This is a genomic window from Methylobacterium aquaticum, from assembly GCF_001043915.1.
Taxonomy (GTDB): domain Bacteria; phylum Pseudomonadota; class Alphaproteobacteria; order Rhizobiales; family Beijerinckiaceae; genus Methylobacterium; species Methylobacterium aquaticum.
Genome location: NZ_LABX01000164.1, coordinates 1 through 14556 on the forward strand (window position 1 = coordinate 1; position 14556 = coordinate 14556).

The 14556-nt window shown below is 69.7% G+C and carries 16 protein-coding genes; 4 read left to right on the forward strand and 12 right to left on the reverse strand.

All coding sequences use genetic code 11. The features are described from left to right. The 6 genes from VP06_RS20775 to VP06_RS34120 form a co-directional block, all read right to left on the reverse strand. On the reverse strand, window positions 1–1238 hold a 1238-nt coding region (locus VP06_RS20775), incomplete at its 3' end, for a CpaE/TadZ family protein (RefSeq protein WP_048465690.1). A 102-nt stretch (window positions 1239–1340) separates the two neighbouring features. Next, a complete protein-coding gene (locus VP06_RS20780) occupies window positions 1341–2057 on the reverse strand; it encodes a CpaD family pilus assembly protein (RefSeq protein WP_048465691.1) in 717 nt (238 codons plus the stop codon). Between the two features lie 100 nt (window positions 2058–2157). After that, a complete protein-coding gene (locus VP06_RS20785; RefSeq protein ID WP_245291255.1) occupies window positions 2158–3723 on the reverse strand; it encodes a type II and III secretion system protein family protein in 1566 nt (521 codons plus the stop codon). 56 nt (window positions 3724–3779) lie between these two features. Continuing rightward, window positions 3780–4592, reverse strand: coding sequence for a Flp pilus assembly protein CpaB (gene cpaB, locus VP06_RS20790; RefSeq protein WP_048465692.1), 813 nt, complete (start codon window positions 4590–4592; stop codon window positions 3780–3782). A 224-nt stretch (window positions 4593–4816) separates the two neighbouring features. Beyond that, entirely contained in the window at window positions 4817–5323 is a 507-nt protein-coding gene (locus tag VP06_RS20795; RefSeq protein WP_048465693.1) for an A24 family peptidase, read from the reverse strand. A gap of 222 nt (window positions 5324–5545) precedes the next feature. Then, entirely contained in the window at window positions 5546–5710 is a 165-nt protein-coding gene (locus VP06_RS34120) for a Flp family type IVb pilin (protein ID WP_063928411.1), read from the reverse strand. A 342-nt stretch (window positions 5711–6052) separates the two neighbouring features. On the opposite strand from VP06_RS34120, the gene VP06_RS20800 reads away from it, so the two are divergent. The 3 genes from VP06_RS20800 (at window position 6053) to VP06_RS20810 (ending at window position 8087) form a co-directional block, all read left to right on the forward strand. After that, entirely contained in the window at window positions 6053–6529 is a 477-nt protein-coding gene (locus VP06_RS20800) for a pilus assembly protein N-terminal domain-containing protein (RefSeq protein WP_048465702.1), read from the forward strand. A gap of 89 nt (window positions 6530–6618) precedes the next feature. Next, on the forward strand, window positions 6619–7404 hold the full coding sequence (locus tag VP06_RS20805; protein ID WP_245291257.1) for a TadE/TadG family type IV pilus assembly protein: 786 nt from the start codon (window positions 6619–6621) through the stop codon (window positions 7402–7404). Then, window positions 7401–8087, forward strand: a complete 687-nt coding sequence (locus tag VP06_RS20810) for a TadE/TadG family type IV pilus assembly protein (protein WP_053081965.1) — start codon at window positions 7401–7403, stop codon at window positions 8085–8087. The genes VP06_RS20805 and VP06_RS20810 overlap by 4 nt, the downstream gene beginning before the upstream one ends. A gap of 319 nt (window positions 8088–8406) precedes the next feature. Here VP06_RS20810 and gatB read toward each other — a convergent pair whose 3' ends face one another. The 6 genes from gatB to VP06_RS20840 form a co-directional block, all read right to left on the reverse strand. Continuing rightward, the gene (gene gatB, locus VP06_RS20815) at window positions 8407–9879 is read right to left on the reverse strand and encodes an Asp-tRNA(Asn)/Glu-tRNA(Gln) amidotransferase subunit GatB (RefSeq protein ID WP_048465694.1); all 1473 of its coding nucleotides are present in this window, start codon (window positions 9877–9879) and stop codon (window positions 8407–8409) included. An 89-nt stretch (window positions 9880–9968) separates the two neighbouring features. Beyond that, window positions 9969–10232: a hypothetical protein gene (locus tag VP06_RS20820; RefSeq protein ID WP_048465695.1), complete on the reverse strand. Its 264-nt coding sequence runs from the start codon at window positions 10230–10232 to the stop codon at window positions 9969–9971. 41 nt (window positions 10233–10273) lie between these two features. Then, window positions 10274–11782 (reverse strand): Asp-tRNA(Asn)/Glu-tRNA(Gln) amidotransferase subunit GatA, encoded by a 1509-nt coding sequence (gatA, locus tag VP06_RS20825; protein WP_048465696.1) that lies wholly within the window; start codon window positions 11780–11782, stop codon window positions 10274–10276. Window positions 11783–11852: 70 nt separating this feature from the next. Then, on the reverse strand, window positions 11853–12140 hold the full coding sequence (gatC, locus tag VP06_RS20830; protein WP_048465697.1) for an Asp-tRNA(Asn)/Glu-tRNA(Gln) amidotransferase subunit GatC: 288 nt from the start codon (window positions 12138–12140) through the stop codon (window positions 11853–11855). A 113-nt stretch (window positions 12141–12253) separates the two neighbouring features. Beyond that, window positions 12254–12691 carry a hypothetical protein gene (locus VP06_RS20835; RefSeq protein ID WP_048465698.1) on the reverse strand — a complete coding sequence of 146 codons (438 nt, stop codon included), beginning with the start codon at window positions 12689–12691 and terminating at the stop codon, window positions 12254–12256. A gap of 183 nt (window positions 12692–12874) precedes the next feature. Next, on the reverse strand, window positions 12875–13576 hold the full coding sequence (locus VP06_RS20840; RefSeq protein WP_048465699.1) for a metal-dependent hydrolase: 702 nt from the start codon (window positions 13574–13576) through the stop codon (window positions 12875–12877). A gap of 110 nt (window positions 13577–13686) precedes the next feature. Here VP06_RS20840 and ruvX point away from each other — a divergent pair, with 110 nt between their 5' ends. Further along, window positions 13687–14184, forward strand: coding sequence for a Holliday junction resolvase RuvX (gene ruvX, locus VP06_RS20845; RefSeq protein WP_048465700.1), 498 nt, complete (start codon window positions 13687–13689; stop codon window positions 14182–14184). The last annotated feature ends 372 nt before the right edge of the window (window positions 14185–14556 follow it).

A 14556-nucleotide genomic window follows, 5' to 3' on the forward strand; every position in this document is an offset into this window, starting at 1 on the left:
GCCTTGCGGCGGGTGAGACGGTCGAGCAGCGGCTGGAGCGGGTTGACCCGGCCGCGGCGGGCCTCGGGGCGGCCGGTCAGGCCGCCGGCCAACTCGGACAGGATCTCGGTGACCTTGGATCCGGGCTGCACCTCCGCCAGCATCTGGCCGTTATTGGCGGCGGTGCCGAACAGGGCGGGATCGAACGGCACCGCGGCGGCGACCGGAGCGTCGAGGGCCTTGGCGAATTCCGCCACCGCGATCTCCGGCCGCTTGGGCATCCCGACCCCGTTCAGGAGAAGGCGCGGCGCGCGGTCGTGGGGGCGGGCGCTGCGGAGCAGCTCGAACAGGTTGCGGGCATTGCGCAGGGAGGCGAGGTCGGGGGCGGCCACGACCACGATTTCGTCGGCCCCGATCAGCAGGCGCCGGCACCAGGCCGACCAGGCATGCGGCATGTCGAGGACGATGCAGGGCACGCTGCCCCGCAGTACGTCGATGACGCCGTCGAACGTGCCTTCCGCGAAATCGGTCGGGCGGTCGAGGGTCGCCGGGGCCGCGAGCAGGCTCAGGTTGTCGGTGCATTTCGACAGGAGCCGGTCGACGAAGTTCGCGTCCACCCGCTCGGGCGCGAACACCGCCTCGGCCACGCCCTGCGGCGGGTCCTGGTTGAAGTTGAGGCCCGCCGTGCCGAAGGCGATGTCGAGATCGGCGATCACCGTCGCGGTGCCGAAGTCGCGGGCCACCGACCAGGCGATGTTGTGGGCAAGCGTCGAGGTGCCGACGCCGCCCTTGGCCCCGACCACCGCGATCGTCCGGCCGAGCGGCTCGGCCGAGGGATCGGTGAACAGATCGGAGATCGCCGCGATCGTCGCCACGGGATCGATTGGCGCGATCAGGTAATCGCTCACGCCCCGGCGGATGAACTCGCGGTAGAGCAGGATGTCGTTGACATGGCCGACCACCACCACCTTGGTGCCGGCGTCGCAGACCTCGGCCAGGCTGTCGAGGGCCGAGAGCGGATTGGGCCGCCCGGCGCCGATCTCGACCACGATGACGTTCGGCGTGGGGGCGTTGCGGAACGCCTCGACCGCCGCGGTGGCGCCGCCCATCTGGACCCGGCTATGGGCCTTCTGCATCCGCCGGTCGCGGGAGGCCGCCTCGATCACCGCTGCGACCTCGGCGCTCTCGCAGAACGCCTGCATGGTGATGCGCGGAACCGGGGTGATGACCCGGTCTGTGGACTCGCCGGGCTCAGACATGCTGCACCATGCGTCGGGAGCATGAGCGTCCCGTGTCCCGTCGGGCCCGGTCGGCGCCGGTGCGCCTCGTCGCAGCGGCGACCCTCGTCCGGCGCGTCGTCATCACTGTCCCACCTGATTTTTCACGCTTGCACGGCCATCTTGCTTCCAAGTGGTTGATGGATCCTTTCCGGTGCGCAGGTCGGTCAGGTTCTGGGTCCGGGTCACGCTGTCGATCCGGCCTTCCTGGCGACCGCGCACCAGATCGACGGGATCCGCGACCTGGCTCGCGATGTTCGACCGGGTGGCGCAGCCGAAGTTCCAGTAGTTCTCGTTGCGGGCGTTCAAGGCCGGATCGCTGAAGCCGAGATCCTGCGGCCAGAGCCCGCAATCGCCCGCCACCTTCGCCTGCATGCGCTGGAAGCTGAGGCGCAGGGGCGCGCTCACCGCGACGTTGGCGACCGGATAGGGCGCGACGACGATCTCCCGCCGGCCGACGCCCCAGGTGAGGGCCCGGCCCCGCACCCGTTCGAGGGTGCGCTCCACCGCCCCGCCGGGCACCTGCGAGCCGCGGGGCACCTCCAGGACCAGGACGCCGCGGCCGTAGCGGCGGTACTCGGTGAGGAAGGCGTCGACGTCATCGGCCTGGCGCGGGTCGATATGACCGGTTCCGGTGACGAACACGTCGAGGCTGCGGGGCGAATCCGACAGCACGAACGGGTGCCGCTCGGCGGCCGTCGCCGGGGTGATCGAGCCGGTGGTCACCGGAGGACGGGAGGCGCAGGCGGCGAGGCCGGCCGAGGCGGCGAGGAGGAGAAGGCGGAAGGCGATGCGGGTCATGGCGGGATGATGCCTCGGCAGGCCGGTAGGTCTGGGCGGATGTCTCGGGGCGGATGCGGCCCGGTCGGAACGCGCCGGCGAGCACGAGCCGGCCCGGGCCTCAGTCGGTGATGAAGCCGACGCGGCCGCGATAGCCCGAGCCGAGGGGGGCGGAGCCGGCCACGCCGTAGAGGCGGTTGAAGCGGCCGAGCAGCACCGACTGGCCGTCGGTCGCATCGGTGAAGCCGTCGTCGGGCTTGCGCACCTGGGCCGGGTCCATCGGCTTGGCGATGTAAGGCGTGACCATGATCATCAGCTCCGTCTCCTGGCGCTGGTAGTCGCGCGAGCGGAACAGGGCGCCGAGGACCGGCAGGTTGAGCATGCCCGGCAGGCCGCTGATCGCCTGGCGGTTGCGCTGCTGGATCAGGCCGGCGATCATCATGGTCCCGCCGGAGGCCAGCTCGACGGTCGTCTCCGACTTGCGGACCGTGAGGCCCGGCACCGAGATGGTGTTGTTGCCGTTCGAGACCGGGATCGCGTTCTGGGGATCGAGTTCGGTGACGTTGGTGCCGACCCGGATCGAGATCCGGTTCTCCGACTGGACCACCGGCGTGAAGTTGAGGGCGACCCCGTAGGGCTTGTACTCGATGCCGACCGAGCAGTTCGAGCCGCCGGAGCCGACGATGGCCGAGCAGCTCTGGCTGGTCGGAACCGGGATCTCGCCGCCGGCGGTGAAGTTTGCCGCCTCGCCGGAGATCGCCGTCAGGGTCGGCTCGGCCAGGACGCGCGAGACGCCCGCCTGCTCGAAGGCGCGCAGGGTCGCCTGGAGGGAGAACCCGCCCGAGGTCACCTTGCCGGCGAGTTCGTTGCCGGCCGGGAACGAGCCGCCGGTCAGCGGGAACGGCACGCCGTTCACGAAGTTCATCGTGCTCCAATTGGCGTTCAGGTTGACGCCGAACTGCTTCAGCACCTGGCGCGAGACCTCCACCACGGTGACGCGCAGCATCACCTGATCCTTGCCGCGGATCGTCAGGTTGTTGATCACCGCGCCCTTGGCGGCGACGCCGCCCCCGCCGGTGCCCACGAAGGCGTTGGCGATGTCGATCGCCTGCTGGGCCTCCGCCGCGGAGGCGACCGAGCCGGTGAGCAGCACCGAATCGCCCGCGGGCCGCACGTCGAACCGGGCGGTCGGGATGCTGCCGGCCAGGGTCTGGCGCAGCACGTTGAGGTCGCGGCCGACCGTGACATCGAGGGCGGCGATCTGGCGCCCCTCGCCGTCCATCACGAAGATCGAGGTGGCGCCGTTCTCGATGCCGATGATGAACACCTTGCGGGTCGAGCGCACCACCGCGTTCGCCACCTTGGGATTGGCGACGAACACCTCCTTGGCGTCCCGCGGCAGGTCGATCACCAGCGACCGGCCCATGGTGAGATCGACGCGGCGCGACACGTCGGCCTCGTTCGGCCCGACATTGACCACCGGCGCCGGCACGATGCCGCCGCGCTGGCTCGTCCCGCGCGATCCCGTTCCCCGCAGGCCGATATCGTCCAGGGCGGCGGCGGGCCAGGCCGCCAGGACCGCCAGGGCTCCCGCGCAGGCGGTGCGCAGGACGCGCCCGCGGATGGTGGGTGCGGCGTGGAAGGCGACCGGGACCGCGGCGGCCGCATGGGGCTCGGACATCGTCATGGAGAGGGGACTCGCGGGGCGGGGACCGGACGCGCGACGGCGGGACGGGAGCGCGCTCATCGGCGGGGCATCTGCTTGGTCACGCCGTAGCGCACGATCGTGAGGCCGCCCTCGGTCTGGCGCGTCTCCGGCGCGTCCGGGGCGACCTGCCCGGCATCGGCGAGGCTGCGCAGGGTGAGGGAGAGCTGGCCGACCTTCTGGGCCAGGGTGACGGCTTCGGCCTGGGCCGGGGTCAGCTCCAGCGTCGCGGTGTCGCCGGTGACCACCCGCTCGCCGTTGCGCTCCTGCACGGTCTGGCCCACCGCCAGGACCCGGATGTTGGTCAGGATCGTCTCGGCGGTCTGAACGTCGCCGGTCCCGGCGCGGGAGGCGTCCTCGTCCCGGGCGGTGCGCAGCACGTCGACCCGGTCGTTCGGCAGGATGAAGCCGCCGGCCGTGTTGCTGCCGCGGGCATCGATCGCGATCGCGACGGCGCGCTTGCCGGAGGGCAGGATCGCCGAGAGAAAGCCGCTGCCATTGGCCTTGATGAGCTTCTCGCGCCGGATCGGCTCCCCGGACAGGAACGAGCTGCGCACGATCGACCCGACCGTGTCCTCGAGCGCCGTCGGCGCGACGCCGCGCTGGAGGGAGCCGTCGCTCGCGGCGGCCTTCGGCCAGGATTGCCAGCGCAGGTCCGCCGGCTTGAGAATTTGCCCCATCGGCAGTTCGGCGGCGGCGACCAGCACCTCCACCATCTCCATCGCCGGGGCGGGCTGGGCCACGGTCAGGACCGGTGGCGGGGGCGGGGGCTCGCGGCCGCTCATCATGACGAAGGCACCCGCGCCGGTCACGATGGCAACGCCGATGAGAAGCAAGCGCGATGACTTCATGAGGCGCCAGACAGAGAAGACGGCAGGGGACGGCGCGATGCCGCCGTGTCCCGCACTTCAACAGGCAATCCTCAAAGTATGGTTAACCGTCCTTAGGGTTAACGGGTGACCAAGCGTCGGAAGCGCGCTCATCCCGCGAATGCGACGGCGAAACGCACCGCGACCGGCATTCGGCCGGATGCGGTGCGCAGTCGAGCGGAGTGGAGAGAACCTGGAAGGCCGTCTCAGCCGTGAAGGGCAAGCCGCCAGAGAGGCGCGGAGGGGCACGTCATCAGCGCCGAGGCCGACAGCGCGACGCCATAGGGCAGGCCGACGCAGCGATCGTGCAGACGCAGGGCGAAGGGCCAGGCGACGACGAAGCCCGGCAGGGGATGCCCGCGCACGTACAGGATCGCGAGCGCCAGGGCGCCACCGATCAGCGAAAAATTCACCACGTAATCCAGGAGCGGCTCGAACCCGAGCCACAGGGCCGTCGCCGCGGCGAGCTTCGCGTCGCCACCGCCGACGCCGCCAAGCAGGAACAGCCCGATCCCGACCAGCAGGACCAGCGCGAAGGCGCCGACATGGGTCCCGATCTCGGACCAGCTCAACGCACCGGACGCCGCCAGGACCGCGAAGGCGGCCACCAGGGCAAGACTGATGCGGTTGGGGATCGTCATCGTGAGGATGTCGCTCACGGCCGCGTAGGCCATCAGGAACGGGAACACGACGAGGAGGCAGAGGCTGGCCATGCGGGCTCGCGGCGCGAATCGGGTTTGCAGGTCCGGGACGCCGGACGAGGGGCCGGCACGGCGTCTCGCCCCGCCTGGGACGCGCCGACCCGCCGGATGCGGGTCGGCCCATGACGTCCAGATAACATCGTCCGATAAGGCGGATGCCGATCCGTCGAACGACATGCCGTCCAGTGCGATGCGCGGTGCGAACCTCGATCGGTGCGCGATCGAGGGTCGCCCTTACTTGAGGTTGCCGGCGATCGAGTTGAACTGAGCGCCCAGGTTGTTGCCGACCGTGCGGGCAGCAACGATCACCGCGAGGGCGATCAGGGTGGCGATCAGACCGTACTCGATCGCGGTGGCACCGGACTCGTCGCTGACGAAACGCTTCAGCTTGTTGATCATAACTCGGTTCCCGCCTCAGTGATCTCGGTTAGTCCGTCGACAATCGACTGCCGCCGATCGGGACTGAGGGCAACCTAGGCAGGCCGCGTTGAGGTTGGGTTAAAACGATCGCGGATCCCGGCCGGTCGCAGCGAAATTCCGACGCTGGTTAATGTCCGGCCGGGCGACTCCACGCGCGGCCGGACGCTGGGTCGCCACGCGGGCTTAGCGGTTTGTCAACCATCCGACGCTTGACTGGTGGTGAAACCGCCGTCCCCGAAAGACTGTCTGCCGATGAGCCCGCCCCGCCCTCCGAGCCCTCCGCGTGACGCGGGCCTGCCCTTCGCCGCCGGCCTGCCGGCGATGGCGCTGGCCGTCGCGTTGCTGGTCCCCGCGGTCGTTCTTGCGCCCGCCGCCGTCCGGGCGAATGACGGAGCGACCGTCACCGTCTCCGTCGACAACGCCAAGGTGATCCGCCTGCCGGAGCGCACCGCCACGGTGATCGTCGGCAACCCGATCATCGCCGACGTGTCGTTGCAGCGGAACGGCATCGTGGTCCTGACCGGCAAGAGCTTCGGCAGCACCAACCTCATCGCCCTCGACGCGGGGGGCACGATGCTGGCGGAATCCGCGATCAGCGTGCGGGCGGGCAATCCGTCGGTGGTCACGGTGCAGCGGGGGCTTGAGCGCGAGTCCTATTCCTGCACGCCGGCCTGCCAGCCGGCGGTGCAGCTCGGCGATGCACAGCGCTACTTCTCCGAGGTGAGCGCCCAGACCGGCCAGCGCAATTCGCTGGCGATCGCCGGGGCCGGAGGCGGGGGCGGAGCGGCGTCGCGTTGAGACTCGACGATCGGCGCAACCGATCCGCAACTCTTCGACCCGTAGAGAGTGTCGCGGCCAACCAGAAACCGAGACCATGCTCCGACGGCATGGACGCCGGTTTGTTGGAGAAAGTACTGCAAACTCAAATATCTGGAATGGTGCCCGATGGCGGCGTGATCGGGGGCCGCTCCAAGCGGACCAAGCGTCGGTCCACCTCGGGCCACGTCACCGCCGCAACACCCGGACCTGACCGCATCATGCCCTCTCGCCTGCTCCATGTCGGAGGGCCGCCGGCCGGGCGGGCCGCCGGCCTCCGCAACCGGGTCGTCACACGGATCGCGCACTTCCCGTCGGCCCGCGAGGGCGCGACCGCGGTGGAGTTCGCGCTGATCGCGATGCCGTTCCTCTGCCTCATCGCGGCGATCATCGAGACGGCGCTCGCGTTTTTCGCCGGCCAGATCCTCGACAACGCCGTCTCGAGCGCGGCCCGCCAGCTCTATACCGGGCAGTTCCAGGCGGCGCGGTCGACGGATCCGGCTCCGCCTCCCAACACCACGACGCAAGCGGTCGCCCTCCAGAAGTTCAAGGACGCCCTCTGCAATGGTCGAGTCACGATCTTCTCGTGCAGCAGCGTCAAGGTCGACGTGCTGACGATGGCGGACGGCTCCGACTTCACACCGCCGAACCCGATCGACACCGCCAACCGGGCCTGGCGGACCACGCCCACGGCCTTCGGCACGCAATACCAGAATCCGGGCTCCAACCAGATCGTGATCGTCCAGGCGGCGGTGGAATTTCCGGTCTTCTTCGGCTTCCTCAACCCCAACACCCTGGCGAACGGCAAGCGCGTGCTGCAAAGCACGGTGGTCTTCCGCACGGAGCCCTACCAATGAGCACGCGGTGGGGGTCCGCTGTCTCGGGCGCGGCCCTGCGGGCCGCTCTCCGCTTGCGGCGCGCGTCCGAGCGCCTGGGGCGTGCGCAGGACGGCGTCGCAGCGGTCGAGTTCGCGATGGTGCTGCCGCTCCTGCTGCTGCTCTATTTCGGCACCACCGATCTCGCCGGCTACGTCAGCAACTTCCGTAAGGTGACCCTGTCGGCCCGCGCCGTGGCCGACCTGGTGGCGCGGGAAGGGGGCGACATCTCGACGGGACAGTTCGCCACCATCATCAAGGCCGGGCGGGCGGTGCTGACTCCGTATGACGGCGCCTCGGCGCGCATCGCCGCCAAGGCGATCGGCGTGTACGACGCGAATGGCCGGGCGATGGTCTGCTCCTATGCGGTCGATGCCGGGAACGCCGGCGCACCGGCCCCGACCGGGCCGACCGACGTGCCGCCGGTGCCGGACGCCTTCAAGAGTGCGGGCGCCCGCTATGTTGTCGTCGAGTTGACCATGGCCTACAGGCCGATCTTCGCCGCCAGCTTCGCCAGGCGGTTCAATCTCGGCACCATGACCGAATCGGTGGTCTGGCCGGTGCGCAACGGCAAGGTCTACAACACCTCGGTCACCTCGAACCCGGAGGTCGTGCTGCCGAACGTCGTGAACAACAGCAACGGCGGGGCCTGCCCGAGCAACTGACGCTTTATCCCAACGGCCGAAGATGCTGACGCATCGCATTCGATCCCGGGCAGGCCCGAGATCGACGGGGCCGTTGATCCATCTCGAATTGTCGAGATCAAGGCAAAGGCTTGGCGACCATTCGAGACCGGAACCAAAGGTCGTTTTCTTTCGACCGTTGGTATCGCTCGTCGAGAGTCCCCCTCACCCTCGCTCGGGCTGCGCCTCCGCCCCTTTCCTCGACAAGGGGGCGAAAGCCTCGCCCCGCCTGCGGGGAGAGGAGGTCCCCTGCGCTCCATATCGTCCCCGGACAGCCCTGCCGCGGAGAGGAGAGGGCGCCTCACGCGATGCCGAGTTTCGCCTTCAGGAGCGCGTTCACCGCCGCCGGGTTGGCCTTGCCGCCGGTCGCCTTCATGGTCTGGCCGACGAACCAGCCGAGCAGGGTGGGCTTGGCCTTGGCCTGCTCGACCTTGTCGGGGTTCGCCGCGATGATCTGGTCGATCGCCGCCTCGATCGCGCCGGTATCGGTGACCTGGCGCAGGCCGCGGCTCTCGACGATCTGGCGCGGCTCGCCGCCCTCGCTCCAGACGATCTCGAACACGTCCTTGGCGATCTTGCCCGAGATGGTGCCGTCGCCGATCAGATCGACGATCGCACCGAGCTGGCCGGCCGAGACCGGGCTGTCCTCGATGCCCTTGGCCTCCTTGTTCAGGCGGCCGAACAGCTCGTTGATGACCCAGTTCGCCGCGATCTTGCCGTCGCGGCCCTTGGCCACCGCCTCGAAGTAATCGGCCGCGGCGCGCTCGGCGACCAGCACCGTCGCGTCGTAGGGCGACAGGCCGTAGGTCTCGATGAAGCGGGCCTTCTTCGCGTCGGGCAGCTCCGGCAGTCCGGCGGCCAGCCCGTCGACGAAAGCCTGGTCGAATTCGAGCGGCAGCAGGTCCGGATCGGGGAAGTAGCGGTAATCGTGCGCCTCTTCCTTCGAGCGCATCGAGCGGGTCTCGCCCTTGTTCGGGTCGAACAGGCGCGTCTCCTGGTCGATCGTGCCGCCATCCTCGATGATGGCGATCTGGCGCCGCGCCTCGACCTCGATCGCCTGGCCGATGAAGCGGATCGAGTTGACGTTCTTGATCTCGCAGCGGGTGCCGAGGGGGTCGCCGGGCCTGCGGACGGAGACGTTCACGTCGGCGCGAAGGTTCCCCTTCTCCATGTCGCCGTCGCAGGTGCCGAGGTAGCGCAGGATGGTGCGCAGCTTCGTCACATAAGCCTTGGCCTCCTCCGAGGAGCGCAGGTCCGGCTTCGAGACGATCTCCATCAGCGCCACGCCCGACCGGTTGAGGTCGACGAAGCTCATCGTCGGATGCTGGTCGTGCAGCGACTTGCCGGCATCCTGCTCCAGGTGCAGGCGCTCGATCCCGACCCGGATGCTCTCGCCGTCGGGGAGATCGACCAGCACCTCGCCCTCGCCGACGATCGGGCTCTTGTACTGGCTGATCTGGTAGCCCTGGGGCAGGTCCGGATAGAAGTAGTTCTTCCGGTCGAACACCGAGCGGTGGTTGATCTGCGCCTTGAGGCCGAGTCCCGTGCGAACCGCCTGCGCGACGCATTCGCGGTTGATCACCGGCAGCATGCCGGGCATCGCGGCGTCGACCAGCGAGACGTTGTCGTTCGGCTCGGCCCCGAAGGCGGTCGGCGCGCCGGAAAACAGCTTCGAGCGGCTGGTGACCTGGGCATGGATCTCCATGCCGATCACCACCTCCCAGTCGCCCAGCGCGCCCTTGATCAGCTTCTTGGGGTTCACGGGAGCGGTCATGGCGGTCTTCTGTCTCTCAGGCGGTCCTCCCCTCTCCCGTGTGGGGGAGGGGTGCGTTTGCGCCTAGTAGGAAGGGCGGCGTGTGAGCGTCAAGCGCGCGGCGCGATCGCCCGCCGGGCGGTGTAGCCGAGGATCGCGTAGATCAGCGCCGCACCCGTGCGGACGGGGAAGAAGGTCGGCAGCTCGCGCCCGATCGGGGCCGGCCACGGCACGCCGATCCCGGTCAGCGCCCACGACACCAGCACCGAGACGACCAGGGCGATCATCGCGACGAGCACGACCTTGCCGAACTGGTCCGCCTTCCAGCCCAGACAGAGCGCGAGTCCGATCAGGACCGGATCGAACGCCGCCATGATCCAGATTTCGGGCGGGTAATACGGGACGGAGGGGTGGTTCACGCCCACCACGCCTGCGGCAGGGCGATGCGGCCCGCCGCCTCTTCGATCACCTGGCCGGCCGCAAACAACGTCTCCTCGTCGAAGGGACGGCCGATGAGCTGGAGGCCGAGCGGCAGCCCCTGCCCGTCGAGCCCGGCCGGCACAGCGAGGCCCGGCAGGCCCGCCATGTTCACCGTCACGGTGAACACGTCGAGGAGGTACATCTCGACCGGATCGGCCTTCGCCTTCTCGCCGAAGCCGAAGGCGGCGGACGGGGTGGTGGGGGTCAGGATCGCGTCGACGCCCGAGGCGTAGACCTGCTCGAAATCGCGCTTGATCAGCGTGCGGATCTTCTGCGCCCGGACGTAATAGGCGTCGTAATAGCCGGCCGAGAGCACGTAGGTGCCGATCATGATCCGGCGTTTGACCTCGCGGCCGAAGCCGGCGGCGCGGGTCGCCTCGTACATTCCGGCGATGTCCTTGCCGGGTACGCGCAGGCCGTAGCGCACGCCGTCGTAGCGGGCGAGGTTCGAGGACGCTTCCGCCGGCGCCACGATGTAGTAGGCCGGCAGCGCGTATTGCGTGTGCGGCAGCGACACCTCGACCACCGTGGCGCCGGCGTCGCGCAGCCAGTCGGCGCCCTGCTGCCACAGGCGCTCGATCTCGGCCGGCATGCCGTCGACCCGGTACTCCTTCGGGATGCCGATGGTGAGGCCCTTGACGCCGCGGTTCACCGCCGCCTCGAAATCCGGCACCGGCAGGTTCACCGAGGTGGTGTCCTTGTCGTCGTGGCCGGACATCGAGGTCAGCAGGATCGCGGTGTCGCGCACCGTGCGGGCGATCGGCCCGGCCTGATCGAGGGACGACGCGAAGGCGACGGTGCCCCAGCGCGAGCAGCGGCCATAGGTCGGCTTGATGCCGACCGTGCCGGTGAAGGCCGCCGGCTGGCGGATCGAGCCGCCGGTATCCGTGGCGGTGGCGCCTAGGCACAGGCGAGCGGCGACCGCGGCGGCCGAGCCGCCCGACGAGCCGCCGGGCACCAGCTTGGTCTCGTCATGCGTTCCTTCGGGGCCCTTGCGCCGCCAGGGCGAGATCACCGGGCCGAAGGCGCTGGTCTCGTTCGACGAGCCCATGGCGAACTCGTCGAGGTTGAGCTTGCCGAGCATCACCGCGCCGTCGCGCCACAGATTGTGCGTGACGGTGGATTCGTAATGCGGCTGGAAGCCTTCGAGGATCTTCGACGCCGCCGTCGTGGTGACGCCGTGGGTGCAGAACAGGTCCTTGATGCCGAGCGGCAGGCCCTCCAGCGGCCGGGCCTCGCCGGCGGCAAGCTTCTGGTCGGCGACATCCGCCATGGCGAGCGCCCGGTCGGGCGTCTCGCGCAGGTAGGCGTTCAGCACGCGCGCCTTCTCGATCGCCGTAATATGGGCTTGCGCCAGCTCCCGGGCGGAGAAGTCCTTCGCCCGCAGGCCGTCGCGGGCCTGGGCCAGGGTGAGGTCGGTCAGCTCTGCCGGCTTGGTCGTCACGATCGTTTCGTCCTGTCGCGGGCCCGCAGGGGCCGCCATGGCTGCGTGGTCTTTGCGAGACGCCCGAGGGTTACTCGACGACCTTCGGCACCAGGAAGTAATTGTCCTCGGTCAGCGGCGCGTTGAAGACGATCTCGCGGGCGTGGCCGCCATCGGTGATCACGTCCTCGCGGCTCTTCATCGCCATCGGGGTCACCGAGGTCATCGGCTCGACGGTCGCGACGTCGACCGCGTCGAGCTGCTCGACGAAGGACAGGATGGCGTTCAGCTCGTCCTGAAGCGGCGCCACCTCCTCGTCGGTGACCGCGATCCGCGCCAGATGCGCGATGCGCCGGACCGTCTTGGCGTCGACCGACATGGGCACTCCGTTGGGGGCAAGGCGAGGCACCGGGCGTGTCGGACCCGGCGGGCCGACCGACGGCCGCCGGGGGCTATAGCATCGGCTTTCGCGCTGCCGCAACGGGCGGGCGGTCAGGCCGCCGGCCTTGCCGAGGGAAGCGCCGCGATGGCGTGGGCCCGGGTGCTCGGCACCTCGATCAGCACCGCCCGCGGCTTGAAGTGCCGGCGCGCCTCCATGCTGCCGGTATAGAGCACCGCGGCGGCGGTGAGCAGCATCAGCTTGTGCTTGCGCGGCATCCGCGGGCGCGCCGCCGCCTGCGGCGGCGGGTCGACAGGAAGCGCCGCGGTCCGGCCGATCCGGCGGCCGATGGCCAGGATGGCGCCGGCCGGCACGCGGCGGGGCGGGGCGGCCGGGCCGTCCTCGACGGTCCCGGCGATGGCCGGCGGCGGGGTCACGCCCCCGTCGCGGCCGAGGGGCATCCGGCCCTGGGCCGGCGGGGCGGTGTCCTGTGCGGGGGCTCGTTCCTGCCGGCCGGTATCAAGCGAGAAGGGAAGGATGACGGCAGCCACGACGACCTCGTTGCGGGGGGGACGGCAGGTTAACGTTTCGTTAATCCCGCCAGAGCCGCCCGGCTACGTCAAACTTTCGTTAACCTTAACGGTGCCCTTGTCCCCGGGCCCGCGGCGGTTGCCCTCCGGGAGAGGGCGCCCGTTGGTCCCGTGCTCCTGCTCCCCGTCCCCACGCGCCTCGTGCTACGGCACCGTGACGGCGGTGCCCTTGTGCGGCACGATCACCTGCACGCCGCTGCCGTCGAGGGCGGCGACGAAGCGGTCGGCGCTCGGGTCGACGATCGGGAAGGAGCCGTAGTGGCAGGGGATCACCGCCTTGGGCGTGAAGAAGCGGGTCACCGCGAGCGCCGCGGTCTCAGCCCCCATGGTGAACCGGTCGCCGATCGGCACCATCAGCACGTCGGGGCGATAGATCTCCTGGATCAGCGCCATGTCGCCGAAGATGTCGGTGTCGCCCATGTGGTAGACGGTCGGCTCGCCCTCGGCCCGCACGATCACGCCGTTCGGCAGTCCGAGCGGCACCGTCACCCCGGCCTCGCTCATGCCGGCCGAATGGTCGGCCCGCACCAGGCTGACCCGGAAGCCGCCGACATCGACGGTGCCGCCGGTGTTCATTGGCTCGAACTGAGTCACGCCCTTCGAGGCCAGCCACATGCACAGGTCGTAGTTGGTGACGACCTTGGCGCCGGTCTCGGCGGCGATCTCGACCGTGTCGCCGACGTGATCGCCGTGGCCGTGGGTGACGAGGATATGGGTCGCGCCCTCGGTCGCCGCCTTGCGGTCGCCGTCGAAGGCCGGGTTGCCGCTGAAGAACGGATCGATCAACACATGGGAGGAGCCGAAATCGAGGCGGAAGGCGGAATGGCCGAACCAGGTGATACGCATCGGATGGTCTCCGGGCGAGGGATGGTGGGGCGTGGGACGGGGCGGCCGACCGCCCGGACGCTGCGTCGGAGCGGGGCCGGCACCGCCTACCTAATGCGCGGAGGCCGGCCGTGAACCGGGAAGCGATCGCGGCCTTCGCGGCCGAGTCGCGCGGGGGCGCCCGCCTGCTCGGGCTCGATCTCGGCACCAAGACCATCGGGCTTTCCCTCTCGGACGTGCAGCGCCGGATCGCCTCGCCGCTGGAGACGATCCGGCGCGTCAAGTTCACCCCCGACGCCGCGGCCTTGGCGGGGATCGCGACGAAGCACGGGGTCGGCGGGCTGGTGGTCGGGTTGCCCCTCAACATGGACGGCAGCGAGGGCCCGCGGGTGCAATCGACCCGGGCCTTCATGCGCAACCTCAAGCCCATCCTGCCCCTGCCGGTGCTGTTCTGGGACGAGCGCCTGTCCACGGCGGCGGTCACCCGCACCCTGCTGGAGGCCGATGCCTCCCGGGCGCGGCGCGGCGAACTCGTCGACAAGCTCGCCGCCGCCTACATCCTGCAAGGCTGCCTCGACGTGCTGGATCGGCTGCGCGACGACGGCGAGGAGGAGTTTTCGGAGCGGTAGGGCGCTGCGGCAGGGGCGGTCCCGAATCCCCGGGTGGGCTTCACGAGCGTCAGGAGCGTTCCGGCCGCCACGGCGCTTGCGTCATCCCCGAGACCGGGAGTGATCCGACGTCCGGACGAATCCTTCCGGACGTCGGATCGCCAGCCCGCGCAGTCGAAACCGTCGGCTCCACACGCCTGAGCGAAGCCGATCTCCGCATCGCGAAGCGATCCGGCGGACATCGTAGGATGCGCCGAACTTGCATCTTATACCAACGGCCCAAGATGCTGACGCATCGGGCCCTTGACCCATCGCGAATTTTCGATGTCAAGCCAGAGGCTTGGCGAAAATTCGAGAACAGAACCAAAGGTCGTTTTCAACGACCGTTGGTAT

Bases quoted from the DNA above. Each gene is read 5' to 3' on its own strand.
- VP06_RS20780 (WP_048465691.1), bottom strand. From the start codon at position 2,057: ATGACCCGCATCGCCTTCCGCCTTCTCCTCCTCGCCGCCTCGGCCGGC.
- VP06_RS20785 (WP_245291255.1), bottom strand. From the start codon at position 3,723: ATGACGATGTCCGAGCCCCATGCGGCCGCCGCGGTCCCGGTCGCCTTC.
- cpaB (WP_048465692.1), bottom strand. From the start codon at position 4,592: ATGAAGTCATCGCGCTTGCTTCTCATCGGCGTTGCCATCGTGACCGGC.
- VP06_RS20795 (WP_048465693.1), bottom strand. From the start codon at position 5,323: ATGGCCAGCCTCTGCCTCCTCGTCGTGTTCCCGTTCCTGATGGCCTAC.
- VP06_RS34120 (WP_063928411.1), bottom strand. From the start codon at position 5,710: ATGATCAACAAGCTGAAGCGTTTCGTCAGCGACGAGTCCGGTGCCACC.
- VP06_RS20800 (WP_048465702.1), top strand. From the start codon at position 6,053: ATGGCGCTGGCCGTCGCGTTGCTGGTCCCCGCGGTCGTTCTTGCGCCC.
- VP06_RS20805 (WP_245291257.1), top strand. From the start codon at position 6,619: ATGGACGCCGGTTTGTTGGAGAAAGTACTGCAAACTCAAATATCTGGA.
- VP06_RS20810 (WP_053081965.1), top strand. From the start codon at position 7,401: ATGAGCACGCGGTGGGGGTCCGCTGTCTCGGGCGCGGCCCTGCGGGCC.
- gatB (WP_048465694.1), bottom strand. From the start codon at position 9,879: ATGACCGCTCCCGTGAACCCCAAGAAGCTGATCAAGGGCGCGCTGGGC.
- VP06_RS20820 (WP_048465695.1), bottom strand. From the start codon at position 10,232: ATGGCGGCGTTCGATCCGGTCCTGATCGGACTCGCGCTCTGTCTGGGC.
- gatC (WP_048465697.1), bottom strand. From the start codon at position 12,140: ATGTCGGTCGACGCCAAGACGGTCCGGCGCATCGCGCATCTGGCGCGG.
- VP06_RS20840 (WP_048465699.1), bottom strand. From the start codon at position 13,576: ATGCGTATCACCTGGTTCGGCCATTCCGCCTTCCGCCTCGATTTCGGC.